Origin of the sequence: Caproiciproducens sp. CPB-2, assembly GCF_036287215.1 — a bacterium.
In the GTDB taxonomy this organism is placed as follows: domain Bacteria; phylum Bacillota; class Clostridia; order Oscillospirales; family Acutalibacteraceae; genus Caproiciproducens.
Map to the genome: position 1 here is coordinate 2,802,592 of NZ_CP142860.1, position 23,643 is coordinate 2,826,234.

The following is a 23,643-nucleotide window of genomic DNA, read 5'->3' on the forward strand; positions in this document are numbered from 1 at the left end:
ATGAAGCGGCTTCCGCCACCTGGATTTTTGATATACCGCCCGCACGGGTTTGCGCCTTTGCGGCGCTGTTACTCCCTGTCGCTCAGGCGGCTGACGATTTTTTCGGCGGCCGTGTTGATATGGAAGTCAATCACTTCCTCCGCCGCCTTGTAATCGTAAACTTTTAATGTGCGGAGCAATTGAAAATGCTCGTCGACCGCGATGGACTGCTGATCCTCTCCGTGCGGCGCTATCAGGTAACTGGACACTTCGAACTGGCCCTGCACTTTTACGTAGACGCTGTCCAGACATTCGTTTCCTCCGCATTTGACAAGCTGTTTGTGAAAAAGCATATCCAGCTTGCGCGACTCGGCGATTTTGCCTTCAATCAGCGTACAGGCGCATCGGTCGGCAATCTGGGTCAGTTCCGTGATGCGAATGCTTTCATTGGAGCAGATCTGTTTGATTGCAAACTTTTCCAGAAGGAGCCTTACCGCACAGATATCATAAATCTGTTCCCGGGTGAACTTCGGAACGACAACCTTGCCGCTGTTGGTAAGCGTCAGCATTCCTTCCACGCTCATCGCCTTGACCGCCTGAATGATCGGCGTGCGGCTTATTTCGTATTGTTCGGCAATCTCGTCGATAAACAGCTGCTGGCCGGGGACCCATTCCCCGTTGATAATGCAGTCCTTCAGTTTGTCGATTACAATCAGATCCAGATTCTTTTTTACTGACATGTACACTCACTCATTAACTTTCTTAGGATGTATTTATCATAGCATTTTCAGATATCCATGTCAATAAATAAATTTAAAATAAAAAATTTTTTATTTTGTATTATCCAACGTCCAACCCGCTCAAAGAAGAAAACCCTTTTCGTCAAACTGCATTTCTTCCGGACCGCCGGCCAGTTCCACGTCTTCCCTGTCCCGGATTTCTTCATACAGCGCTTCCGACACCTGAATCCGGTCCAGAGAAAGCGTATTTCTGACTCTCGCGATACGGACGCGGTCGAAGCGGGTCCCGTTGCAGGTCCGGATACAGAGGAGCAAGGCTTCCCGGTCATTGTTGGCGTACATCGGGATACGCCCGGCGTTAAGCACCGTCGCGGTGACGGCGTTTATCCAGGTAGGCTCCCAGTCGACCTCGTTCAGGCAACGGCGGGTAGAAATATCCGCCATTGCCAGCCCGCTGCCATTGTGATGGGTTTCCCGCGTCAGTCCGCGGATAAACAGCTTTTTGGCGTGGAATTCGCCGGGAAACCCTTCGGAGGTATTCCTCCCCACAATATTGGGATCATAGCCGTTTCCGCTGATATTTTTTCCGATTTCGTCAAGGATGAGGACGTCGCAGTCCCCGAATTTGAATTTGGGCATCCTCCTTTTGGCGACCTCCAGCAGTTCCGCGTCCTTTTGAAGGAGCCCTTCCTTTTCGCAGACTTCCAGACTGCAGATTTCGTCATATGCGTTCTGCACCACTCCGACCGCAAAAACGACGGGGGCCTTTTCCAGAAATATCTGCACAATTTTGGGGATCAGTTCCGCAAAGCGTCCGAACCCCTCCATATGGAACATGGACGCCCCTTTATGCTTTGCAAGCCCGATGGCAATCATCTTCGCCATCCCGCTTTCGTGCTTTCCCCTGAAATTCGTGTGCGGCTTGACTTTATTGAACACGACGATCCCGTCGGACTCCCATGCGTTTCTGTCGCAGTAAAGAGGGGTTCAGTCCGGCAGCTCGCCGTACCGGACCACCTCCATGGAAGAAAGGATGGGTACCCCTATGGATTCCTCCGTGACGTGGTACCCCGCAAGCAATTCCCTCTGGCCTTCGGCGGTCGCACCGCCGTGGCTCCCCATTGCGGGAACAAGGAACGGCTCCGCCCCCCATTCTTTCAGAATACCGCAGACGCTTTTCAGTATCAGCACCAGATGGGGGATTCCCCGGCTGCCCACGGTCAGGCAGATCCGCCTGCCGCGGAAACGCTCCCTGTTTTCCAGATTGTTCTCCATCTGGAAACGGATGTGCCGTGCGAGATCCGTAATCTTACCGGCATCATATTTCTGCCGGATGGTCACCATTTTCGGGATGACGACATGCTCCATTCCCTGAACCGTCAGATGGACTTCGGGAAAATCAATATACATCGTCGGTTCTCCTTTGACCCGGGCGGCGTGTCAGCCGCCCAGATACGCCTTCTTGATTTCGTCGCTGTTCAGGAGCGTGTCGCTGTCGCCGGAAGCGGTGACCAGACCGTTTTCCAGCACATAACAGCGGTTGGAAACGCTCAGAGCCATATAAGCGTTCTGCTCCACGATAATAATCGGGATATTCATCATTTTATTGACCTTGACCAATACGTTGAACATATCGTCCACAATGACCGGCGCCAGTCCCAGAGACGGCTCGTCGCACATCAGCAGCAGCGGGTCGCTCATCAGTCCGCGCGCGATCGCCAGCATCTGCTGTTCGCCGCCGCTGAGACTTCCGGCCTTCTGACCGGCGCGTTCCTTCAGCCTGGGAAAGAGCTCATACATGGAATCAAGATGCTCGTTCAGCTGCTTTTTGGAAAACGTTTTTGAATACGCGCCCATTTCCAGATTGTTCAGCACGGTCATGTTCGGGAACACCTCGCGTCCCTCCGGGATGTATACGATCCCCTTACGCATAATCATGTGGGTCTTCTTATCCGTGATATTTTCGCCACGGTACTCGATAGTGCCGTTTCTGGCCTTTACCACTCCCATAATGCAGTTCATCAGGGTCGTTTTTCCCGCGCCGTTGGAACCGATAATCGAAATGATTTCCCCGTCACCGATTTCCATGGAGATATTATGTAACGCCTGCACCTTGCCGTAAAAAGCGTCTATTCCGTTAATTTTAAGCAATCTTCACACCTCCCGCCGTATTAGTTCCGGCTCTGTGCCTGATATTTGCGCCCCAGGTACGCCTTGATGACCTCGTCGTTGTTCTGGATTTCCTTCGGCGTCCCCTCGGCGATTTTTGAGCCGAAATTCAGCACCGTAATTTTGCTGCTGATCTTCATGATAACGTCCATATTGTGCTCGATCAGGAAAAAGTCGGTTCCGTCCTCGTATACCTTCATAATAACCTTGACCAGTTCCGAACGCTCCGAAGGGTTCAGCCCCGCCGCCGGTTCGTCCAGAAGGATCAGCTTCGGGCCGGTCATCAGGGCGCGGGCCAGCTCTGAAATTTTCTGTCTGCCGTAGGGCAGGTTTTCCATCAGCTCGTCCTTCCATTTATACATGCCGATATAGTCAAGAATCTGCTCCGCTTTTTCCTTCAGCAGCTTTTCTTCCTTCTGCGCGCCGCGCATGTTGAACAGGCCCTTCAAAATTCCCATGGGTGCTATCTCGTGCCCGCCGACCATGACATTTTCCAGCAGCGTCATGCTGGGGAACACCTTGATGTTCTGAAACGTTCTGCCGATGCCGGAACGGGCCACCTGAAAGGTGGGAAGCCCGGAAATGGTCTTTCCGTCCAGCTGTACCTCGCCGGAGGTGAGTGGAGTTACGCCCGTAATCAAGTTGATGGTGGTGGTTTTTCCGGCTCCGTTCGGACCGATCAGAGCGTGGATCGTACGGTGTTCCATGGTGAGCGACAGATCGTTTACCGCCACAAGTCCCTGAAAACGTTTTATAATGTTGCTGACCTGCAATAAACTACTCATTTTCCGCACCGCCTTGCTGTGTTTTTCGTCCCGCACATTTCTTTCTCAGCCAGCGGCACAGCCTTCTGATCCCGTCGCCCCAGCCGTTCGGCAGAAAAATCGCGCCGAGGACGATAATGGTGGCGAAAACCAGCTGATAGTAAGTCCCCAAAAACCTTAAAACCTCCGGCAGGGCGGTCACGATCACCGCACCCACCACGTTGCCGACCACGGAGCCGATACCGCCCACCATCAGCATGATGACGAAGTTGGCGGAAAGGTCCGTATTGAAGGTGGATGGATTCATATAACCCATGTAATGCGCGTACATGCTGCCGCCTATCGAACCGAACACAGCGGCAAGGGTAAACGCCTTGATTTTTACGCTCGCGATATTCACCCCGCACATTTCCACCGCTTCCACATTGTCGCGCAGGGATTTAAACACCCTGCCCCACTTGGAGTATGTAATCCGGCACGCGATGAAAAAGGCGATCAGGGCAATCATCAGAAAAAGGTAATACACGCTCTGCTGTGTGTTGAATTTGAACCCGAAAATGGAAAAGGGGGGAATCTGGCGCAGTCCCTGCGTGCCGCCGGTAACATCGTTCAGGTTTGCGCAGAGCAGCCTGACCACTTCCGCAAAGCCGATGGTGGTGAGGGACAGATAAACGCCCTTGATGCGAAGGCTTGGAAAGCCGAGGCCAACGCCGATCAGAAGGCCCATGCAAACCGCGGCCAGCATCCCGAGCCACGGGGAAATCCCCAGATTTTTGGAAAGCAGCGCGGAGGTATAGGCCCCCAGAGCGAAGATGCCGGCTGTCCCCAGATTCATCTGGCCGGTCAGGCCGGTGATAAAATTCAGTCCCAGCACAATGACGATGTTGATCAGAAGACGGTTGATCACCAGCATATAATAATCGTTTTTGACAAATACGGGCACCAACAGCGTGAAGATGCCCAATAAAACGATGCCGGCCAGTTTTGTGATATTTGATTTTGTCATACCGCCACCCCTTTCATGCTCTCTTGCCCAGTATTCCGCCGGGACGAATCAGTAAGAACAAAATGAGAAGAACAAAGGATACGACATCCTTATACACCGCGGGCAAAACCGCAACGGAAAGATTTTCAACAATTCCGATAATCAGGCCGCCCAGAATGGCGCCTGGCATATATCCGAACCCGCCGATCACGCCGGCTGAAAAGCCCTTCAGCCCGATCATGGAAGCCATATTCACATCAATGTTGAACAGCGGGATAATCAGCATACCAATGATGCAGCAGATAATGGAACTGATTCCTGTTGTGATGCAGATGTTCTGGGACACGTTGATTCCCATCAGCGCCGCCGCTTTTTTGTTCTGTGCGACGCAGCGCATGGCCTTGCCGGTTTTGGTAAAAGTGAGAAAGGTCTGCAGACAGGCGACGACAATAATGGAGACAATGCAGATGTAAAGATTTGCCTTTGTAATGCTGATGTCATGGATAATCACATTTCCCGTCAGCCAGTTAGGGACGGTAAAGGGAATCGGCCCCCAAATCAGACGGGTGGCTTCGTAAAGAATTCTGCCAAGCATAATTGTGCCCATGACGGCGAAAATGGTGGAACGCATGTTTCTCAGCGGGTTGAAGATGGTGGATGCGACCAGCGCCCCGACGATACCGGAGACGATCATCGCGATGATCACCGACAGCCAGGAATTAAGGCCCAGCCCCAACACCAGAGTTCCTCCGAAAATATATGCGCCCAGGGTAATCAGCTTATCATGGCTGAAATTAAGCAAGCCTGTAGAGTTCCAGACGAGTGTATATTCTATGCCGACCAAAGCATAGATAAAGCCCAGCGCGATCCCGCTGACCAAAAGTTGAATCAATATTGCCAACATGGCTTGCACTCCTTTTCTACATGCGGATCATCGTTATATGCCTCCCCGCCATAAACGATGTGAGGGAGGCATATAAACTCCTTCCCGGGTAACGTTACTGCAGTTTTACCGTTTCCTGATAGACGGGCTCGGCGTTGACCATCTTCGCAACGTGGACCTCATGGACCATGTCGTTGGTCGCATCCGTTGTCATAGTGCCGACCGGGACCTGCAGGTCCTTGGTAGCGGCAAGCGCGTCCCTGACCTTGGTTCTGTCCGTTGAGCCGGCGGTCTTGATGGCTTCCAGCAGAGAAACGGCCGCCCCGTAATAAGAAGCGGAATAGAGCTCCGCGGGGACATTGTACTTTGCTTCAAAATTCTTGACAAAAGTCTTGGTCACATCGACCGTGCTGGTGGAAACGAAATCCGTCACACCGTACCAACCCTCAATCTGCTCGGGCTTGCACATTTCAATCACCTGCGGCATGGTGATTCCGGGTGAGCAGACAACATTGACATTGAGCCCCAGGTCCTTGATCTGGCGGGCATGAATGGCAAGCTCAGGGTCATGGGTCCATATCAGAACGGTGTCCACCTTTGCGTTTTTCATCTTCATGATCTGGCCGGTAAAGTCTTTATCATTGGTGTTATGACCTTCCTCAACATACTCTACGCCCGCTTTTTGGCAATAGGCCTTTGCCACCTCGTTGCCTCCGGTGCCGAACTCATCGTTATTATAAAACATGCCGACTTTTTTCGAGCCAAGCTTTTCAACCGCATACTGGGCGGCTACCTCCGCGAAAACCGCGTCGGACGCACGGCAGCGGAACAAAAACTTATTGTTGAGCTGGGAAATTTTCGGCGTTGTCCCTCCGGTTAAGGTCGGCACCCCGGCGGAAGCCACAACCTGTTCCACAGCCATGGCGTTCGTGCTTCTGTGCGGGCCGACGATCCCTACGACCCCTTCGCTGATCAGCTTATTGGCGCAGGTGACCGCCATGTCCTGCAAAGTCTGGTCGTCCTCCGTCAGAAGTTCCACCTTTTTCCCGAGCAAGCCACCCTTTTCGTTGTACTCATCAACCGCGAGCTGAACCGCCTGCTGCATTCTGAGTCCGTTGAGGGGGTTCGCGCCCGTCAGCATGGCAATCAGGCCGATCTTGATCGTGTCGCCGGAGGACGCGGAACCTGAACCGGCGGAGGTCTGCGCGCTGGCCGCGCCGGAGGAATCCGTGGGGGCAGAAGAACCGTTGCAGCCCGCAAGGCTCAGGGCCATACAAAATGCCAGAACAAATGCTACTAATCTGGTTTTTTTCATAGGTAATCTCCTTTCATTTATCCGCATTTTGTTATGAATCAACCTTCATAACAAAACAGGTTACATAATGACCTTCATACATTCCTTGATTTTTTCATAGAGGGCCTTATCTTCCGGGATCGTCTTCCGGTGCGTATAATCGATCAGCTCCCGCACGGTTTCCGGCGTGCAGTCGATCCCCAGCTGCTCAATCCGGGTGGGAATCCCCATGGCGGCGAGCAGGGTTTTCGCTTCGTCGGTCTCCTTCTGAGGCGAACCGTTGACAGCCATTTGCAGGGGGATGGCCAGGCCGACGATCTCTCCATGGAGGAAATTTTTTCTCGCTTCCCTGTGCAGGCAGCAGACGGCGTCGTAGAAGTTGTGGGCAATGGCCAGCTGCTTTCCTCCGGTGGATAAATCGGAGACCATGCCGGTCAGCATGATATTCATACAGATCACATCGTCGAGCAGTGCGCTGTCCACTCTGTTTTTCGCGTCTTCAATCGCCTGCAGCGCTTTTTTGATATAGTTCTTATAGGTATAGTCCGCGATCCCCGTGGCGACTTCCGAAGTTGCCGTCATTCCCTCCGCGCCAAGATTGAGCATGGTAAAGTAAAATTCCGGTTTTTTGGCCATTGCGTCCGCAATGCCGGAAGCAAGGTAGCGTGCGGGGCAGTCGTCGGCGACAAAATCCAGGTCCACCAGCACCGCGCTGATTTCATGTGTTAAAAACTGGCTGCATGCAACGGAACCGTCCTCGCCGTAGGTTACGTAAAGGACCGCGTAGGCCGCACAGGTCGCGGCGGAAGTGGGCGCCGTGATGATTTTTCTGTCCGTAAGATTTCCCGCCCCCTTGGCGATATCAATCACCTTGCCGCCGCCCAGACCGACAACCACTTCCGAGCCGGTGTCCCGCAGCCTTTTCGCGATCCACTCAAAGGATTTTTGTGTGGAAGGCCCGTCGAACTCGTCGACCGTAAAGCGGATTCCGCTTTTTTCCATGCTTTCCTTTACAATATGGCCGGTTTTGCTCCAAACCGTTGAATCAGTTACTATGTAGGCTGTTTTACCGCAGAAGGATACTTCCTGCCCGATCTGCTTCAGCGCGCCGTGGCATTGGGCATATCTTCCAGCGCCCACCTGAATGTTGTTACCGTCTAACATTCTGTGACCTCCTATTTCTGGATCAATTGGTGTAAATCCATGTAATATCTCAAAAGCTGAATTCCGGGGCCGCCGCAGAGAAAACGGCCCAAAATCAGCCAGATCGAGCAATAACTTTATTTTTAATTTTAAATAAAAAATTTTTTATTTATTTTTTTAAACCCCTCCCGATTGGGGAGGGATGTTTTATTTTTCTATTTACATTTCATTGACGCTTGGAAAGCCGGACTTTTTACGAATTTCCAGCAGTTGGCCGCGAATACTTAAAATATGTTCTTCGACCAAAGCAATAGCCTTTTCTTCATCAAACTGTTTCAGATAGGCGAGCAAGGCCATATGGTCGGCGGACGCAACTCCCTGCATTCGGCTTGCGGAATTCATAGTAAGGTAGCTGGCGACCAGGAACCTGCCCTGAATGGAGTCGTAGACGTCCGTAATGCAGTCGTTGCCCGCCAAAGCCACCATTTTCTTGTGAAAGTTGAGGTCTTCCTTACAGGATTTCACGTATTCCCCCTGCTTAACATACTCGCCGCACAGAAGTGCGGGCTGAGTCAGGGATTCCACAGCGTTACCGTCTTTTCTATCGCATATTTCCGTGACGGCAAATCGTTCAATCAGGATTCTCGCCTTACAGATATCGGTGATCTCCTTATCGTCGTACTGGGGAACGATGATGCGCCCGTTGCTTTTCACTTCAAGAATCCGCTCGTTCGCAAGTAATTTAACCGCCTGTATGACGGGGGTACGGCTTACGCCGTATTTGTCCGTCAGTTCGTCGACAAAAATTTTCTGCCCCTGCAGATACTCCCCGCTGATCAGACTGTCTTTTATTTTCTCATAGACAATCATGTCCAGATTTTTTTTTATTGACACGGTGCATCGTCCTTCGTATTTCGATCTTTTCTTTATCATATATCAAACCTGTACAAAAAACAATAGGAAATTAAAAATTTAATATAAAAAATTTTTTTAGACTCTTACTATTGCGGAAACATCTTCATAGATTATCATTTTAAATTTCATAAGCAAAATTACTGGTCATGCCGAGAAGTTTGCCGATCAAATAAAATATGTTTAAAGATAAGATTGACAAATACGAAAAACCGGAATAAGATAGTGTAGTAAGTAGTAAGTAGTAAGTAAAATTCAGCTATTTCATAAATAGGGGGACTTCTTGTGAAGGATTTGAAGTTAACGCAGAGCTTTTCGATGATCGCGCTGAATGCACAGAACAGCCTTTACCTGACTACTGTAAAAAAGGTGGCCCTCCGATGCATGGCCGCTTCCATAATTCTGGAAGTGCTTCTGGACAATCACACGGACAAGGGCTGGAATACGGTGGATTTACAGAATATCGCTTTCCCCGATTCGGAAGGATACCGTCAAGCTGTCCTGGAACCGATTCAGCATAAAAAAGTCAATGCCTCACGGGCTTTCAGCCTGAAACAGTGCCTGAAAGCGGCTTCCGCGCTGTCCGGCAAGAGGTTAAAAAAGCTGGAAAAGAACGTCGCCGATTCCCTGAGAAGTCAGGACCTGATCGAAGAGATTCCGAATCTGCTGGGCTGCGACCTGTATTTCGATTCTGCCGGGGTCCCGTATATGGAATATCGCAGCAACATTCCGGAATACGCGGCAATTACAGAAAACGTAAAGGCGGAAATTCTGGAAAACGGTCCTGTAACGGATGAAACCGTCTGTATGCTCTGGCTTTTGCGTGAAAGCGGCTGTTTCAGCGACTTCTTTTCCCTCAATGACCTGGAAACGGTCGCTGTCAGAATGAACGGGCTCTATCACCAAAATCCTCTTGCGAAAGCCTTATACCCTATCCGTATCCGCCGCGGCGCAGAGCTGGCGGTCAAGCAGTTCCTGCATTGGAAAAAAAGAGTTTTTAAAAGACCTTTCGCTGCGGGTATCAATTTTGTTTACCCTGTTCTTGAGCGCTCTCAATCGGTTTTTATTGATACGGAGGCCTGGTTTTCCGGTTCGGACAAAAGGCTGGAGGACGTTAAAAACCGGCTGAAATTATACGGTCATACATTCACGGTACTACAGACCGGGGCGGTTCCGATCATTAAAATAGACAATCTGGTTTATAAGGCAGTTCCGCAGGCGATTTACGGGAGGGTTCCGATTCACGGAGTCCGCCTGATGCCCCGCCTCCCTTTTTGAAGGAGTAAAAAATCATGTCGAGACAACGTACTATGGATGCTATCCTGGTCTCCGAATATGTCTCCATCGGTGAACTGGTGCGTATTACCGGGTGCCGCTACAGTACGCTCAAGTTTTACACGGAAGAAAACATGCTGCCGTTTGAACAGGCTGAGCAAAACCTGACCAGAAGGTATCGAAGAGAAGAGACCGTGAAAAGAACCCAATGGATTAAAAAATTAAAAGAGGATGGACTCAGTATTCCGCAAATCAAGAATGTTTTGCAGACAGCCCCGAAAAAAGAAAGCGACCCCGGTTGACCGCCGTACAGAAATTTTCGGAACATGCAAAAAACCGCCGTCGGGAGCAATGGTGTGCACCCCGTCAAGAGGACAATGAAAAAATAAAAAGATTTTTAGGACTGCTGTCCGCCGGAACCGGCGGGCAGCAATTTTTACGCAGCTTTTGCGTACTGTGCATGGAACTCCATGGGTGTCATAACAGACAATCGGCGCTGCAGTCGCCGGTAGTTGTAAAAGTAAATATACTCTGAAATGGCTTGCGTGATCTGTTTCCGGTCGGTGAATTTGCGTCCATAGTACATTTCCCGTTTGAGGATACCCCAAAAGCCTTCCATCGGCCCATTGTCAATACAGTGCGCCACTCTGGACATGCTTTGCTTCATCTTGGCGGCATGCAATTTCGAGTGAAAAGAACGGCTGGTATACTGGTACCCCCGGTCACTGTGAAATAGCGGGTGTGCGTCCGGATTAGCGGCCACGGCAGCATCCAGCGTATTGAATACCAACCTGTTGTCATTATGATCGCCTACGGCATAGGCAACGATGCGCCGGTCGTACAAGTCCAGAATAGCGCTCAGATAAACCTTGCGGATTTCCGGGCCGATGAAATACTTGAATTCCGTTACATCGGTCAACCATTTTCGGTTCGGAGCGTCCGCATAAAATTTGCGGTTCAAATAGTTTTTGGCAATGTATTCCGGCGATGCCGCACTTTTTGTGCACCCGTGCCGACGGTATTTGACGCTGGACTGAATATGAAGTGCACGGTCGATGCGGAGTACTCGCTTGTCGTTGACATGAATGCCATGATGCCTGTCCAACTCATCCCGTATTCTGCGGTATCCCATATCCGTATGCAGGCTATGGATTTTCTCGACCTCGCCTGCGATGAGTTCGTTTTCCAACTCGCGGCTGCTTTTCGGGTGCTTCAGCCATCTGTAATACGCCGAGCGCGTGATGTGCAGAAAGCCGCAGAGTTTCCAAACAGGGAATACCCGTTCCGCAGACAGCGTGCTTACCGCGCCGTAAGCCGCCGGATGCCTGATGAAGCTCAACGTCGCCTCCTCTCCAATTCCTTCACTTTTTTTAACAGAGCGTTCTCCATTTCCAGATCATAGTTTTTCCGTTCAAGCTGAGCAACCTTGTCTCTGAGTTCTTCTTCCGGCGTCCGGCTCGGAAGCGTCCCGGCCCGGTGTCCCCGCCGGTCCTCCAGCCCCGCCCTGCCCATATTTCGGTATTTCCTCGTCCAGGTGTAAACCTGCTGGTAAGAAACTCGATACTTAAGCGCTGTACCGCCGTAATCATTCCCGTTGACGATACACGCTTTTACGATCTCCATCCGTTCTTTCGCGGTTGTATCCCGGCCCTTCGTCATGCGACTCCCTCCCGTATGTATCCTGAAGTCTTCATGACAATTATATACCCTCAGCCAATCCCTGAGCTGCCGGGTATCACGGATTCCGTACTTTTCGCAGATTTCCTGAAGAGAACCTTTCCCAGCAAGATAATCCAAAACTGCCGATAGTTTCGTTTCCTTGCCGTATGCCCGGTCGTGTCCGTGGGTCAGAAACCCCGCAGGCCCTTCCGTCTTGTACCGACTGACCCAACGCGCAATCGTCTTGCAATCTACTCCCGCCTGTTTTCCTGCTTCGCTGTATCCAATTTTGCCTGACAAATACAATTCTACAATACGGATCTTTTCTTCGGCTGTTGTCTTCTTCCTATTCGGCATAATTTTACCCCCAGACTGAAGAACAGTGCTTTTTTATTTCACTGTCCTATCTGGGGGTAGCATATCACAAATCCCGGCGGCGGTTTTCTATACGGTTCAGGAATCGTTCAGAGCGTGGTAAGCAAAAATCCCAGACTGCCCTTCAGCGCATAACCGCCCATCCCCGCGGGGATAAAGAGGCTGTCTCCCTTTTGAAGCGGAACCGGCGTTTCTTCCTCACGGCAAAGCGTTCCTTCGCCGGAAACACACAGCAGCGACTGAAAGCTAAAGGTGTCGGCCGTCATTGCCGTTTCACCGGAAAGCGCAATCCGGGATACGGTAAAATACGGGCAGGACGCCAGCAGCGTTCTGACACAGTCCCCGTCCCTCACCGGTTCGCCCTGCGGCTTCGCCGAGCGGACGGGCCGTTTCAGCTGCGTGACATCCAGCGCTTTGTCCACGTGCAGCGCGCGCGGTTTTCCGTCCGCACCGACCCTTCCATAATCGTAAATGCGGTAGGTCGTGTTGGAATTCTGCTGGATTTCGGCAAGGACGATCCCCGCGCCGATCGCGTGAAGCGTTCCCGCGTCGATAAAGAACACGTCGCCCGGATGGACTTCCACTTTGTTTAACACTTCCGTCAATGTCTGATTGCGGATTCGCCCGGCGAATTCCTCTTTGCTGATTTCCTTCCGGAAACCGTAGTAAAGATAGGCGCCCGGCTCGTTTTCCAGAATATACCACATTTCCGTCTTGCCGTATTCGCCCTCGTGCTCCAGAGCGTATTCGTTGTCGGGATGGACCTGTATGGACAGACGGTCCTGCGCGTCGATCAGCTTAACCAGCACCGGAAACTGCTCAAAACGGCCGCAGTTTGTTCCCAGAATCCCCCGTCCCTCCTGCGCGATCAGGTCTTTCAGCGTCATTCCGTCGAAGATTCCCCCGGAAATCACGGACAGTCCGTCCGGATGGCAGGAGAGCATCCAGCTTTCCGCCAGCTTCTGCGCGGCGCTTTGCTGGCGGTACTCCGTCCTGAGCTTTGTTCCTCCCCAAAGATAATCCTTGCAGGGAGCAATGAGTTTCAGCGGTCCCAAGTCAATGACCCCTTTCCGTTGTTGTCCCGGCCTTTTACGCATTACAGAGAAACCCTGCCGACGAATTTTTCCATCCGCGCAAACGCTTCCTTTACGTTTCGGAACTGCGTTCCCAGATTGATGCGGATATACCCTTCGCCGTTGCCGACAAAATTGTTCCCGCTTTCCACCAGCACGCCCGTTTCCTTTGCAAGGCGGCGGGTAAAGGTGTCGCTGTCCATCCCCGTTTTCCGAATATTCACCCACAGCAGATAGGAGGATTCCATCTCCATGTAGGACAGCCGGGGAATCCGGGTCCCGATGGACTCGCGGGCGTAACGATAATTTTCCCCAAGATAGCCCGTCAGCGCGCGGGTGTATTCCTCGCCCTCGTTGTAACAGGCAACGAGCGCGAGGATGCCGAACACCGTCGGCGAAGTGATGGAATTTTTCGTCAGGCGGTCGCGGAAGATCTTGCGCAGCTCGTCATTCTCAATGATGGCGTAAGAGGTTTTCAGGCCACCTAAATTATACTGCTTATTCGGTGAAGATAAAAGGATAACATTTTGAAAAAGTTCCCCGGTCTCAACGGTGGAGGTATAAATCCCGTCAAAAATCAGCCCGCTGTGTACCTCGTCGGCGACGACGACGGTCCCGTATTTCCGGCACAGGGAAATCAGCGTGACCAGCTCTTCCCGGCTCCAGATCCTGCCGGAGGGGTTGTGAGGATTGCAGAGCAGATACAGCTTCGGGCGGTACTGTTTGAGCTGCTCCTCCATTTTCTCAAAATCCATCCGGTAACGGTTGTTTTCCACGATCAATTCATTTTCGATCACCTGCGCACCAAACGCGGCCGCCGCCCGCGCAAAGGGGTCGTAGACCGGCGTGCTGAGCATGACGGAATCACCCTTCCGGCAGAAGGCCTGCACCGTATAATGCAGAGTGGAAACCGTGCCGTAGCACAGGGTCAGCCATTCCTTTTTCGGGGAAGCGTGATGATGCCGTTCAAAGTAACGGATCACCGCGTCGTAGAATTCCTCATAAACGTAGGTATAGCCGAAAACGCCGATATCCACGGCCTGACGCAGCCTGTTCAGCAGCGGCTCCGGCGCGCGGAAATCCATGTCGGCAATCCACATGGGAATATAATCATCGCCGACCGGGCCGAAGTGCTCTTCAATTTTCGCTCTGTCCCATTTGCGGCATTTTTCCGCGTAGCGGTCGGGGAAAAGGTCAAAATCCGTCATGGCTGCCTCCTGTGCGCAAAATCCACGGTAGAAAGGTAAGCGATCCGGTCCAGGCTTTTGATCAGCTCCGTCAGCAGAAGCACCGCGTTGTCCACATCGGCACGGCTGCCGATGGACCACGGGCTGTGGCCGTAGCGAAGCGGGATGCCGAGCACGGCGCACACCGCGCCGTCCCGGGTCAGGTGCGCCTGGCCGCCGTCCGTACCGCCGTTGCTGAACATATCCTGCTGCAGCGCAACGCCGTTTTGGTCCGCGACCTTCTGAATATGATTCAAAAGGCGGGAGGAAGGCACCATGGTCTTGTCGTAGTGCAGCAGCATGGGGCCGTGCCCGATCTGCCGGTTGTTGGTGTGGTCCCTGACCAGCTCGTTTCCCCAGCAGGCGACGTCCAGCACGATCACGATATCGGGCCGAATCCTGTACGCGGAGGTCTTTCCGCCCCTCAGCCCCACCTCTTCGCTGGACGTAGCCGCCAGATACAGCTGGTTCGGAAGCGGGGTGCCCGCCAGGCGTTTCAGCGTTTCCGCCATCACGTAGCAGCCGAGCCGGTCGTCAAAGGCCTTGCCCGCAAAGGTACCGTCGATTCCGTATTCCTGACATTCGCTGCTGAAGGTCACCATATCCCCCGCGCGGATTCCCAGAGAAAGGGCTTCTTCATCGGAAACGGCGCCGATGTCGACGACCAGATCCTTCACGTCGCCGTCCGCGTACACGGAATTCAAAACGCCGGGGATTTTACGCCCGGATTCCGTTGTGACCCGGACCCCCTGCATGAACTTGGAGAAGGTGCGGACGCTCCCGACCGGAATGACATGGAGCATGCCGATTTTGCTGACGCTTCTGACGAGGAAGCCGACTTCGTCCATATGGGCGCACACCATGACGCGCGGGCCCTGCGTATCCCCCTTTTTATGGAAGATGGCGGAGCCCAGCCTGTCGAAATCGACTTCGTCCGAAACACCCTCCAGCTCTTTCAGCAGGATGCTTCTGACCTCGTCCTCGTGCGAAGCGACCGCGTCCGCGTTGCTCAGTTTTTTTACCAGCTCAATATCCATTGGTTACTCCTTATCTGCAACAATCAGCTGCCTGGGCGAGCGGGTCAGCACCCGGGAGCCGTTTTCCGTTACCAGCACGTCGTCTTCAATCCGCACGCCGCCCAGTCCCGGCACATAGATGCCCGGCTCTACGGTCACGACCATCCCGGCCTCCATGCGCGCTTCCTCCGTGGGGGAAAGGCGCGGGTCCTCGTGGTCGTTGATGCCCAGCGAATGGCCCAGGTTGTGGCCGAAATACCCGCCGTACCCGGCTTCTTCAATCACCGACCTGGCCGCCCGGTCCGCGTCGCAGAAGCGGGCGCCGGCGCTGACGGCCTCTATCCCCTTCTGCTGGGCTTTCCGGACGGTTTCATAGATTTTCCGCAATTCGGGTACCGGCATTTTCCCGACCGCGAACGTGCGGGTGATATCGGAGCAGTACTGGCCGACCTTTGCCCCAAAGTCAAGGGTGACAAGGTCGCCGGCTTCAATCCGCCTGGCGCCGGCCTTGGCGTGCGGCATGGAACCCCTTACGCCGCTGGCGGCAATGGTGTCGAAGGATTCCTTCATCGCGCCGTTTTGCTTCATAAAGTAAACCAGTTCGTTTGCGACTTCGTCCTCGCGCATACCGGCCCTGACAAAGCCGAGAATGTGCGCGTAAGCCTGATCCGCGATGGCGCAGGCTTTCTGTATGGTCTCAATTTCCTGAGCGTCTTTGACTGCCCGGATCGGATTGATATTGACGGGGACCAGCGAAGCGCGGAGCTTCTTTTCCAGCGACCGGTACCGGTCGTAGGACAGATCGTCGCCTTCAAAACCGACGGTACGGATATTTTCTTCTTCAAGAATCCTGTTGATGAGCAGATCGCAGGTCTTTTCCCCGGTCATCAGAAGGACCTGTGCGTCCCGGTTGTTCTGCCGTACTTCCTCGTAATAGCGCGAATCCACAATCACATATTTCTGCTTCTGCGTAATCAGCACATAGCCCGAGGAGCTGTACAGCCCGGAAAGATAAAATTTGTTGTGGTAAGAGGTGCACAGCATTGCCTGTGCGTTGCAGCCCGCCAGAAGCACGCGGCATTTTTCAAGTCTGTTCATGTTTTCTCCTGTATTATTTAAGAAAGGAGTACGAAACGTACCCCTTTCTCTCAGCTCCTATGTAATCAGTCGTTGGAGTCTACTTCCAGCTTGCCCTGCTTGATCAGGTTGTTCCGGGCGAAAATAACGATCAGCGCGGTGATGACCGCTCCGATGGCGATTCCCGCAATATAGGCGGCGATATTGGAGATCAGCGGCCATGCCCAGACAGCGGATTCCGGGAACCACTGGACGGCGCCCATGGCGACGGCGGAGGTACCGCCGACGATCGCGCCGATCATATAGGCAGGAATCGTGACGGAGGGTTTCTCAAGGGCGAACGGGATGGAGCCTTCGCTGATGCCCATGAAGGCAAGGAACATGGCGGTTTTTCCCTGGGGATAGAACTGCTTGTCAAAGACATGTCTGCCGACAACCAGTTTGTCGATGATCGTCGCAAGGCCGAGGCCGATCGACGGAACGACAATGGCGATGCAGCGGGCCGTAATCGGCAGCAGCTTGTCGGTCGTAAAGCTCAGCGCCACAAATCCCGCGGCCTTGTTGATCGGGCCGCCAAGGTCAATGGCGGTCGCCGCGGAAAGCGCGATGGCGTATCCGTAGCTGCCTGCCGCGCCTGCCGCGCCCAGAGCCGCTTTGATCCAGGAGTTGATCAGTCCGCCGAGCGGGGTAACGACATAGTGCATGCCGAGCATCACGCCGGCGGCCGCGATAATCGGAATCAGGAAGGTGCTCTTGAAAGCAAGCATGTTGTGGCTTACTTTAATGGACTTATTCAGCCATTTTACAAAATAACCGGCTGCGATCGCAATCAGGATCGCGCCCAGGAAGGTGGAAGCAACCGGGGAATTGGCTTCCCACTTGCCGTCCACAAGGCTCAGGATGGAAGTCGGCTTGGTAGCCATCAGGCCGCCGATAAAACCGGCCGGGAAAGCGAGCTTTCCGCCGATGGAGTTCGCCATGAAGGCCGCGAACATCGGAATGGCAAAGCCGAACAGGGTTCCGCCGAATTCCGCGGTCAGATTGGCAAATTTCAGCAGACCGATGGACGACCCCGTGTATTTTCCGGAGTTCATCGCGTCAACAATGCCCATGGAGGGATCGACACCGAGGATGACGTAAGGAATCAGCTGGGAAAGTGCCAGGATCAGTCCGCCCATGATCAGGAACGGAATCATATTGGAGATACCGGTCATAACATGTTTGGAAAGCTCTGCCCAGACACTCTTTTTTTCCGGTGCGGGGGCAGTGGAACCGATGTTCAATTTCGGGCGGTCGGCTCCGCCGTTGACTGCGCTCTTTTTGGTAATTGCCATTTTAACTCCTCCTCAAAATAAATTATGTAATTATTGTGCTTCTGCGGAAATCATTTCCTCGATTTCCCGAATGGTGCCTTTGGCGTTTTTGATGGCGTCCTGCAGGCTGATTTCATACACGTCGTAGTTGTCGAAACGGTCGTTGTTTTCCGGCGTGATCGCCACGGCCTGAATAATAATGTCGGCTTCTGCAAGATCCTTCGGGGTAAGCGCGTTCTGGATCCCGTCCGCGCCCTGCGTTTCGATCTTCACCTCATACCCCAGCTCCTTCGCCGCTTCCTCCAGGGACTGCGCGGCCATGAAGGTATGGGCCAGACCCATTGTGCAGGCGCACAGAGCCACCAGTTTCTTTGCCATATTCTGTTCCTCCTTCTTAACTTTGAATCGCTTGATTTATAATACCGAATATTTCATCGGGATCACATGAATGGAGCAGTGATTTCTGAAACTCCGCGTTGACCAGCTTGCGCGAAAGCGCGGAAAGGAGCTTCAGGTGCACCGTGCCCCCCACTTCCTTTGGAACCAGCAGCGCGAGAACCGCCACGGTCGGTTCGCCGTCCATGGACGGCCAGTCGATGCCGTGCTTTGTCTTGACCACAAGCACCGAGGGTTTCAGGACCGCGTCGCAGCGCGTGTGCGGAATGGCAAACCCGTCGCTGAAGCCGGTGCTGTCCACGTTTTCACGCTCCATAAAGCCGTCGACGGTCGCCTGTACGCCGGAACTGATACCGAACTCCACCGCCTTTTCGGCGATGAAGGCCAGGCATTCCTCTTTCGTGGAAACGTCCGCATCCAGCAGGACGTACTCCCTCTTAAAAACGCTATCTTCCTGCATATGTGTTCTCCTTCAAAAAGAAAAATGATTCATAAATTCATCGTAAGAAGAGGAAGCAATCAGCTGGTTTACCCGTCTGATATCCTTTACGCATCCGTACAGCTGCCGGAACATGGATGCGTTGACGCTGTCGGCACTGTTGAAGCTGATAAAGAACAGCAGCTGAACGTTCTCCTCCCCCCATTTAATCGGCTGCTGTAAAATGCCGATCCCCACCACGGAAGGCAGCTCCCCCTGAAAGATGGTGTGCGGAACGGCCACCAGATTGCCGATGTCCGTGGAGGATTTCTTCTCCCTCATCTTAACGGAATCCAGCGTACTTTTTTGAATGAGGCCCATCGCCAGCATTCTTTTTCCAATCTCTTCAATCGCCTCTTCCCGCGTCTGCGCCTGAAGCCGGAAAAATGCTTCCGGACGGAACATGGCGGCGAGGCCGGGCTTTTCTTCCCCGCTGTGATAAAGGGCGTCCCTGATCCGGATAATACAGTCGCTGCCCAGAAAATCCTCGATGACCACCAGAGGGATATCGCTGTGATAGCCGTCGATATCGACGGTGGAAATAACAATATCGGGATCGTGTGCGAGCGCGCTTTCCAGATAGTGGATCGGGTACACGCCGGCAATTTCAAGCTCCGGGATTTCCCTGCTGATCCGCTCGGTAATCAGCTGGCTTGTGCCGATTCCGTAGCTGCACAGAACGACTGCCTTTTTCCGGCTGTTCATCCTTTCATGGAACGCGCCGAAATGCATGGCAAGGTATCCTAATTCGTCTTCGCCTATGGTTACGCCGTACTCCTTTTCAATCTTCTGCGCCAGAAAGATCGCGTAGTTCATCTCGATCGGATACTTCTTTTTGATCTGGCTGAGCAGGGGGTTTTTCACCGGAATCTGGCTCTCCATCCGCTCCAGAAGAATTTTGATGTGTACGGACAGGGATTCGGTCACTTTTTCGTCGGCGGAATAGTCGGAGCCGGAAATCAGGGAAATTTCCCTGATCCGGTCCTTTACAAAGTTGTGGATATGGTCCTCCACATTTACCTTATCCGCTTCAAAGCTCTGGATCACGGGGCCGGAAAGCGCGGCAATATATTGAACCTCTTCGTCGTCCAGCGCAATGCCAAAGGACTTTGCGAGCGGGTCCATCATCTGATGGATCACCTGCAGGTGATACCGGCGCACGTTTTTCGGCAGCGAAAGATCGGTCAGACGGCAGCCCTGCCTTGCGCGGGAAAAGGAAACGGCGATGCGCATGGACAGATTCTGAATATCCCTGTCCGCGGCGACGACGTGAATCTTCTTCAAGTGCTCCAGCACGGTACCGTCGATCTGCTGATACTCGTCTTCGCTCAGATTCGGCAGATTGACCTGAAAGCTGCTCTGCCCGTTGTTGAATCCGATGTCCGTCAGCAGTGCGCGGATGTTGATTTCCCCGCCGTCTATCAACAGTCCGTAATAGGGCTTTGAAGACAGCTCCAGGCTGTATTTGTGGAGATAGTCCTTGATGGACGGCATCATCTTGTTTACGGTGGAAGGGCTCAAATGCACGCAGCCGGAAAGCGTTTCTATTGTGACGGGCTGTGACTGGATAATCGTCAGAAGAATGCTTCTGACACGTTCGGCGCTGTCTTCGTAGGACTCGCCGCTCAGCAGCTTTTTCACCGCCCTGAGGTCGCCTTTCAGCTCATAGCCCACGCCGCGCTTTGAAACGATTTCCAGCCCGTCTTCCTTGATTTCATCATTGATGATTTCAACATACCGTTTGGCGGTACGGGAGGAAATATCGATCAGCTTGGCAATGTCCTCCGCCGTCAGGGGAGTCTGCGTCTCGCTGAGATGTTGTATCAGTTTGATTTGAATTTTCGTCAGCATCCAATCACCTCGCTTTTATTTTGATCTCGCCGGTCAATTCTATTATAACTTTTTATTCGGGAATTTCCTTATAATCTTTGACATGGGATGGTGCCACTGGAAACAAATTACTGTCTATCTTGTATAATTTATGTGTACGATTCTTGAATTTCCGGCGGTTTCAAGGCTTTTCGCCTGTGTGCCATCCGGCAGAAGTACGAAAAAAGCGGAACCGTACAAGCAGGAATACGGAGGATATCATTCCATAAAATAATATTCCAAGGTTGTCCGCGCACGGAACGCGGCTTTTCCGAAAACAGCGGAGGTTGCATTTTATGACGGGTATGATATCATAGTAATCAGTAAAAAATCAGCGCCGCGGCGCAAATCATCAAAGGGAGTATTTCTATGAAGCAGTTTACTTATACCATTACGGATGCCGAAGGAATCCACGCCCGTCCGGCCGGGCTGCTTGTAAAAACAGCGGCGGCGTTTGCTTCGGACATTCAGGTAGTCAAGGACGGAAACGCGGCAAACGCCAAAAAGATTTTCGCGGTCATGGGGCTGGCCGCCAAAAAGGGTGAGACGGTAACCGTTACTGCGGAAGGCGGCGACGAGGCAAAAGCTTTTGAAACGCTGCAGGCTTTTTTCAAGGCCAATTTATAAGCCGGAAACAAACAGCACCCCAATCGTTATTCAGTATCTCTGTCTAACGATCGGGGTGCTGTTTTATTGTTTTTCAATTTTCCAAAAGCCACTGTCTGTACCGCAGAAATTCGCCGTCCGCCGGACAAAGCTGCAGCACAAAGCCGACGCGCCCGAGCAGGCTGCGCCGGTACTGCTCGGCCCCCTGCGCTATGTTTTCATGGGCAAGATGGGATTCCCATCCGTACTTCCGAATATAGTACAGCTCCCGGCGGATTTCGCGGCGGTATTCCCTGGGGGCCTGAAGCTTTTGGTTTGCCACTACCCCGGTGATCTTTCTCCGCTGTCCGCGATTTAAAATCCGCGTCTTCCGGTCGTTTAGGGTGAATCCGTTTTCCGCCAGAACGCGCCGCACAAAATCGATGAGCGCCAGCGGATTGAAGGCACCGGAAAAAGTCATATCGTCGCTGTAACGGGTATAGGCGATCCCGCGCCTGCCGCAATACGCGCTGATCTGCCCGTCGATCGGCCCGAAAACCAGATTGGAAAGAAGGGGACTGGTCGGCGCTCCCTGGGGAAGCGAGCCGCCCCGGGTACAAAAACGCGCAAAATAGAAGCTGAGAACACTGTTGTAATTCCGGTTTTCCAAAAAAGAACGGTCATCCGCATTCAGATAATGGCACCCCACGTAAGGAGAAGCTTCCAGCGCCCGGTCGACGGCGCGGAATACCTGCGCGAAAGAAATGCTGTCGAAAAAGGCACGGATGTCCAGCTTGACCACCAGAGGCTGTCCCAGATGAGGCCACGCGTTGTCCAGTACGGATTTTCCCGGCAAATAAGCGGTCGCGCAGCGCGGCCCGGCGGCGGGCAGCAGCCCTAAAATGCCTTTCTGCACCCTTCTGAGCGCGCGGTTCGGAACACAGAGCAGCCGCGTGCCGCTTTCTCCCTTCGGCAGCTCGCGAAGGGTGTAGCAGCCGCACCGGTATTTTTCACGGGAAAGGCGCAGAAGCTGGTAATAGCACCGGTAAAACTTCCGCCCGTCCCGGTTATGGTAAAGATATCTGCAAAAGTCTTCAAGCGTATGAAGCATGGTCGCTGCCTCCTGCCGCAGACCCGGCTGATTTTTTAATAAGCGGAAAAGGCACAAAATTCTCCTTCGGAATGCAACCGCAGCCGTGTTTTGAAATACACGAAGTGTATGGTTACACGGTGAGGATTGCTTTCTGCGCGCGCAGCGCCGGTCCGTTTGCCCTTTCGGGGGCGGCGACTCGCCGTCCTCCTGCGAAAAAAGTCCGCAGAATCTGCTGCCGTTTCCGCTTATCCTGTACTTTACCACATCGGGCCGAAATAATCCAGCCCACCCCCGATTTTTTGTCCCCCGCCGCCGCGGCTCTTAATCCTTTTGCTCCCGTTTTTCCGCGTCCGGTCCGGCGGTGACGATTTTTTTACACACCTTCTCCAATTTGGAGTAATACGCCTGCGGAATGCCGCCGTCGGTGATGACGCAGTCAAATTCGGAAAGATCGGCGTACCGGGTCAGATACGTCTGTCCGAATTTGGTATGGTCCGCCAGAAGGTATTTCCGGTTGCCCGCGCGGAGCAATGCCTTCTTTACCAGAGCATCCTCCGGTCCCGGCACCGTTGCGCCGTACTCCAGACTGCACCCGTGCGTACCGGCAAACACCTTGTCCGCCCGGAAATTCTGAAAAAACTCTGCGGTGATTCCGCTGACGGCCCCCGCGGAAACCTCGTTGTATTCCCCCGGGGCAAGAATCAGCCGGATTTTCGGACGGCTTCCCAAATACTGGATCACCGGCCACGAGTTGGTAATAACGGTCAGCTTTTTCTCCTGGATGCATCTGGCAACCTGCAGCGTGGTGGTCCCGCAGTCGATGATGACGGTATCCCCGTCCTCGATCAGCCGGGACGCTTCGTACCCGATGGCCCGCTTCCGGTCGGTCAGCTGGCCGGATTTCACGGAAAAGCTCGGCTCGACCGCCGTGCGGGTATTTAAATACGCTCCCCCGTAGCCGGTGGTCACAAAGCCTTGCTTTTCAAAGAAAAGAAGGTCCCTGCGGATCGTCATGGCGGAAACATGGAACCGCTCCGCCAGATCATTGACCGCCACGGAGCTCTCCTTTTGCAGAAGCTGATAGATTTCCATCCTGCGTCGCGCGGCACTCATTTCCATTGCCCGAACCTCCCTTTTCCTGAAAGCCGTTTTGGCATCCGGATAATTCATTATCAAACAGAACAATCTGTTCTGTTTTGTTTGATTGGTATCATTTTACCACCATTGGAAAAAGCCGTCAATCCAGGCTGCAAAAAGCGGCGGCAATCCCTGGGGCCGGATCGTACTTTCCTGTAAGATCAGCGATTTTACCAGTTTCAGCTTCCATTTTTTTGCTGAA

General features: G+C 53.1%; 25 protein-coding genes. 3 read left to right on the top strand and 22 right to left on the bottom strand.

Annotation, left to right across the window (positions count from 1 at the left end; translation table 11 throughout):
• Nucleotides 1-68: 68 nt before the first annotated feature.
• The 10 genes from VXK30_RS13900 to VXK30_RS13945 all read right to left on the bottom strand — a co-directional run bounded on the left by VXK30_RS13900 (nucleotide 69) and on the right by VXK30_RS13945 (nucleotide 8,851).
• Nucleotides 69-719, bottom strand: coding sequence for a GntR family transcriptional regulator (locus tag VXK30_RS13900; RefSeq protein WP_275715206.1), 651 nt, complete (start codon nucleotides 717-719; stop codon nucleotides 69-71).
• A gap of 120 nt (nucleotides 720-839) precedes the next feature.
• Nucleotides 840-1,658, bottom strand: coding sequence for a hypothetical protein (locus tag VXK30_RS13905; protein WP_275715204.1), 819 nt, complete (start codon nucleotides 1,656-1,658; stop codon nucleotides 840-842).
• Nucleotides 1,659-1,706: 48 nt separating this feature from the next.
• Nucleotides 1,707-2,129 (bottom strand): hypothetical protein, encoded by a 423-nt coding sequence (locus VXK30_RS13910; protein ID WP_275715202.1) that lies wholly within the window; start codon nucleotides 2,127-2,129, stop codon nucleotides 1,707-1,709.
• A 30-nt stretch (nucleotides 2,130-2,159) separates the two neighbouring features.
• The gene (locus tag VXK30_RS13915; RefSeq protein ID WP_275715200.1) at nucleotides 2,160-2,870 is read right to left on the bottom strand and encodes an ABC transporter ATP-binding protein; all 711 of its coding nucleotides are present in this window, start codon (nucleotides 2,868-2,870) and stop codon (nucleotides 2,160-2,162) included.
• A 20-nt stretch (nucleotides 2,871-2,890) separates the two neighbouring features.
• A complete protein-coding gene (locus VXK30_RS13920; protein WP_275715198.1) occupies nucleotides 2,891-3,673 on the bottom strand; it encodes an ABC transporter ATP-binding protein in 783 nt (260 codons plus the stop codon).
• Nucleotides 3,666-4,658 (bottom strand): branched-chain amino acid ABC transporter permease, encoded by a 993-nt coding sequence (locus VXK30_RS13925; protein ID WP_275715196.1) that lies wholly within the window; start codon nucleotides 4,656-4,658, stop codon nucleotides 3,666-3,668. The genes VXK30_RS13920 and VXK30_RS13925 overlap by 8 nt, the downstream gene beginning before the upstream one ends.
• Before the next feature lie 13 nt (nucleotides 4,659-4,671).
• Entirely contained in the window at nucleotides 4,672-5,541 is an 870-nt protein-coding gene (locus VXK30_RS13930) for a branched-chain amino acid ABC transporter permease (RefSeq protein ID WP_442867990.1), read from the bottom strand.
• 94 nt (nucleotides 5,542-5,635) lie between these two features.
• On the bottom strand, nucleotides 5,636-6,835 hold the full coding sequence (locus VXK30_RS13935; RefSeq protein ID WP_275715194.1) for an ABC transporter substrate-binding protein: 1,200 nt from the start codon (nucleotides 6,833-6,835) through the stop codon (nucleotides 5,636-5,638).
• Between the two features lie 60 nt (nucleotides 6,836-6,895).
• On the bottom strand, nucleotides 6,896-7,978 hold the full coding sequence (locus VXK30_RS13940) for an iron-containing alcohol dehydrogenase (RefSeq protein WP_275715192.1): 1,083 nt from the start codon (nucleotides 7,976-7,978) through the stop codon (nucleotides 6,896-6,898).
• A 198-nt stretch (nucleotides 7,979-8,176) separates the two neighbouring features.
• Entirely contained in the window at nucleotides 8,177-8,851 is a 675-nt protein-coding gene (locus VXK30_RS13945; protein WP_275715190.1) for a GntR family transcriptional regulator, read from the bottom strand.
• Between the two features lie 303 nt (nucleotides 8,852-9,154).
• On the opposite strand from VXK30_RS13945, the gene VXK30_RS13950 reads away from it, so the two are divergent.
• Both VXK30_RS13950 and VXK30_RS13955 read left to right on the top strand, forming a co-directional pair.
• On the top strand, nucleotides 9,155-10,147 hold the full coding sequence (locus VXK30_RS13950; protein ID WP_275715188.1) for a hypothetical protein: 993 nt from the start codon (nucleotides 9,155-9,157) through the stop codon (nucleotides 10,145-10,147).
• Nucleotides 10,148-10,161: 14 nt separating this feature from the next.
• Complete coding sequence (locus tag VXK30_RS13955) at nucleotides 10,162-10,446, top strand: helix-turn-helix domain-containing protein (protein WP_275715186.1); 285 nt, start codon at nucleotides 10,162-10,164, stop codon at nucleotides 10,444-10,446.
• Nucleotides 10,447-10,580: 134 nt separating this feature from the next.
• Here the strand turns inward: VXK30_RS13955 and VXK30_RS13960 are convergent, their stop codons facing one another.
• From VXK30_RS13960 to VXK30_RS14005, 10 genes are all read right to left on the bottom strand, one after another.
• On the bottom strand, nucleotides 10,581-11,483 hold the full coding sequence (locus tag VXK30_RS13960) for an IS3 family transposase (protein WP_329493117.1): 903 nt from the start codon (nucleotides 11,481-11,483) through the stop codon (nucleotides 10,581-10,583).
• Nucleotides 11,480-12,160: a helix-turn-helix domain-containing protein gene (locus VXK30_RS13965; protein ID WP_329493119.1), complete on the bottom strand. Its 681-nt coding sequence runs from the start codon at nucleotides 12,158-12,160 to the stop codon at nucleotides 11,480-11,482. The genes VXK30_RS13960 and VXK30_RS13965 overlap by 4 nt, the downstream gene beginning before the upstream one ends.
• 107 nt (nucleotides 12,161-12,267) lie before the next feature.
• Nucleotides 12,268-13,233 (bottom strand): type I phosphomannose isomerase catalytic subunit, encoded by a 966-nt coding sequence (locus VXK30_RS13970; protein ID WP_275717988.1) that lies wholly within the window; start codon nucleotides 13,231-13,233, stop codon nucleotides 12,268-12,270.
• A gap of 41 nt (nucleotides 13,234-13,274) precedes the next feature.
• Nucleotides 13,275-14,459, bottom strand: coding sequence for a MalY/PatB family protein (locus VXK30_RS13975; protein ID WP_275717987.1), 1,185 nt, complete (start codon nucleotides 14,457-14,459; stop codon nucleotides 13,275-13,277).
• Nucleotides 14,456-15,514, bottom strand: coding sequence for an aminopeptidase (gene ypdE, locus VXK30_RS13980; protein ID WP_275717986.1), 1,059 nt, complete (start codon nucleotides 15,512-15,514; stop codon nucleotides 14,456-14,458). Before ypdE ends, VXK30_RS13975 begins: the two co-directional genes overlap by 4 nt.
• 3 nt (nucleotides 15,515-15,517) lie before the next feature.
• Nucleotides 15,518-16,591 (bottom strand): M24 family metallopeptidase, encoded by a 1,074-nt coding sequence (locus VXK30_RS13985; protein ID WP_275717985.1) that lies wholly within the window; start codon nucleotides 16,589-16,591, stop codon nucleotides 15,518-15,520.
• Nucleotides 16,592-16,656: 65 nt separating this feature from the next.
• Nucleotides 16,657-17,904, bottom strand: a complete 1,248-nt coding sequence (locus tag VXK30_RS13990) for a PTS fructose transporter subunit IIC (RefSeq protein ID WP_275717984.1) — start codon at nucleotides 17,902-17,904, stop codon at nucleotides 16,657-16,659.
• A 30-nt stretch (nucleotides 17,905-17,934) separates the two neighbouring features.
• The gene (locus tag VXK30_RS13995) at nucleotides 17,935-18,261 is read right to left on the bottom strand and encodes a PTS fructose transporter subunit IIB (protein ID WP_275717983.1); all 327 of its coding nucleotides are present in this window, start codon (nucleotides 18,259-18,261) and stop codon (nucleotides 17,935-17,937) included.
• A 16-nt stretch (nucleotides 18,262-18,277) separates the two neighbouring features.
• On the bottom strand, nucleotides 18,278-18,739 hold the full coding sequence (locus tag VXK30_RS14000; protein ID WP_275717982.1) for a PTS sugar transporter subunit IIA: 462 nt from the start codon (nucleotides 18,737-18,739) through the stop codon (nucleotides 18,278-18,280).
• 12 nt (nucleotides 18,740-18,751) lie between these two features.
• Nucleotides 18,752-20,608 carry a BglG family transcription antiterminator gene (locus tag VXK30_RS14005; RefSeq protein WP_275717981.1) on the bottom strand — a complete coding sequence of 619 codons (1,857 nt, stop codon included), beginning with the start codon at nucleotides 20,606-20,608 and terminating at the stop codon, nucleotides 18,752-18,754.
• A 387-nt stretch (nucleotides 20,609-20,995) separates the two neighbouring features.
• Between VXK30_RS14005 and VXK30_RS14010 the strand changes: the two genes are divergently transcribed.
• Nucleotides 20,996-21,253 (top strand): HPr family phosphocarrier protein, encoded by a 258-nt coding sequence (locus VXK30_RS14010; protein ID WP_275717980.1) that lies wholly within the window; start codon nucleotides 20,996-20,998, stop codon nucleotides 21,251-21,253.
• A 73-nt stretch (nucleotides 21,254-21,326) separates the two neighbouring features.
• Here VXK30_RS14010 and VXK30_RS14015 read toward each other — a convergent pair whose 3' ends face one another.
• Together VXK30_RS14015 and VXK30_RS14020 are read right to left on the bottom strand one after the other, a co-directional pair.
• Nucleotides 21,327-22,322 carry a reverse transcriptase family protein gene (locus VXK30_RS14015; protein WP_275717979.1) on the bottom strand — a complete coding sequence of 332 codons (996 nt, stop codon included), beginning with the start codon at nucleotides 22,320-22,322 and terminating at the stop codon, nucleotides 21,327-21,329.
• A gap of 303 nt (nucleotides 22,323-22,625) precedes the next feature.
• Nucleotides 22,626-23,423: a DeoR/GlpR family DNA-binding transcription regulator gene (locus tag VXK30_RS14020; protein ID WP_275717978.1), complete on the bottom strand. Its 798-nt coding sequence runs from the start codon at nucleotides 23,421-23,423 to the stop codon at nucleotides 22,626-22,628.
• Nucleotides 23,424-23,643 lie beyond the last annotated feature (220 nt).

Bases quoted from the DNA above. Each gene is read 5' to 3' on its own strand.
- VXK30_RS14000 (WP_275717982.1), bottom strand. From the start codon at position 18,739: ATGCAGGAAGATAGCGTTTTTAAGAGGGAGTACGTCCTGCTGGATGCG.
- VXK30_RS14010 (WP_275717980.1), top strand. From the start codon at position 20,996: ATGAAGCAGTTTACTTATACCATTACGGATGCCGAAGGAATCCACGCC.
- VXK30_RS13995 (WP_275717983.1), bottom strand. From the start codon at position 18,261: ATGGCAAAGAAACTGGTGGCTCTGTGCGCCTGCACAATGGGTCTGGCC.
- VXK30_RS14005 (WP_275717981.1), bottom strand. From the start codon at position 20,608: ATGCTGACGAAAATTCAAATCAAACTGATACAACATCTCAGCGAGACG.
- VXK30_RS13965 (WP_329493119.1), bottom strand. From the start codon at position 12,160: ATGCCGAATAGGAAGAAGACAACAGCCGAAGAAAAGATCCGTATTGTA.
- VXK30_RS13920 (WP_275715198.1), bottom strand. From the start codon at position 3,673: ATGAGTAGTTTATTGCAGGTCAGCAACATTATAAAACGTTTTCAGGGA.
- VXK30_RS13975 (WP_275717987.1), bottom strand. From the start codon at position 14,459: ATGACGGATTTTGACCTTTTCCCCGACCGCTACGCGGAAAAATGCCGC.
- VXK30_RS13900 (WP_275715206.1), bottom strand. From the start codon at position 719: ATGTCAGTAAAAAAGAATCTGGATCTGATTGTAATCGACAAACTGAAG.
- VXK30_RS13935 (WP_275715194.1), bottom strand. From the start codon at position 6,835: ATGAAAAAAACCAGATTAGTAGCATTTGTTCTGGCATTTTGTATGGCC.
- ypdE (WP_275717986.1), bottom strand. From the start codon at position 15,514: ATGGATATTGAGCTGGTAAAAAAACTGAGCAACGCGGACGCGGTCGCT.
- VXK30_RS14015 (WP_275717979.1), bottom strand. From the start codon at position 22,322: ATGCTTCATACGCTTGAAGACTTTTGCAGATATCTTTACCATAACCGG.
- VXK30_RS13985 (WP_275717985.1), bottom strand. From the start codon at position 16,591: ATGAACAGACTTGAAAAATGCCGCGTGCTTCTGGCGGGCTGCAACGCA.
- VXK30_RS14020 (WP_275717978.1), bottom strand. From the start codon at position 23,423: ATGGAAATGAGTGCCGCGCGACGCAGGATGGAAATCTATCAGCTTCTG.
- VXK30_RS13925 (WP_275715196.1), bottom strand. From the start codon at position 4,658: ATGACAAAATCAAATATCACAAAACTGGCCGGCATCGTTTTATTGGGC.
- VXK30_RS13940 (WP_275715192.1), bottom strand. From the start codon at position 7,978: ATGTTAGACGGTAACAACATTCAGGTGGGCGCTGGAAGATATGCCCAA.
- VXK30_RS13910 (WP_275715202.1), bottom strand. From the start codon at position 2,129: ATGTATATTGATTTTCCCGAAGTCCATCTGACGGTTCAGGGAATGGAG.
- VXK30_RS13955 (WP_275715186.1), top strand. From the start codon at position 10,162: ATGTCGAGACAACGTACTATGGATGCTATCCTGGTCTCCGAATATGTC.
- VXK30_RS13930 (WP_442867990.1), bottom strand. From the start codon at position 5,541: ATGTTGGCAATATTGATTCAACTTTTGGTCAGCGGGATCGCGCTGGGC.
- VXK30_RS13990 (WP_275717984.1), bottom strand. From the start codon at position 17,904: ATGGCAATTACCAAAAAGAGCGCAGTCAACGGCGGAGCCGACCGCCCG.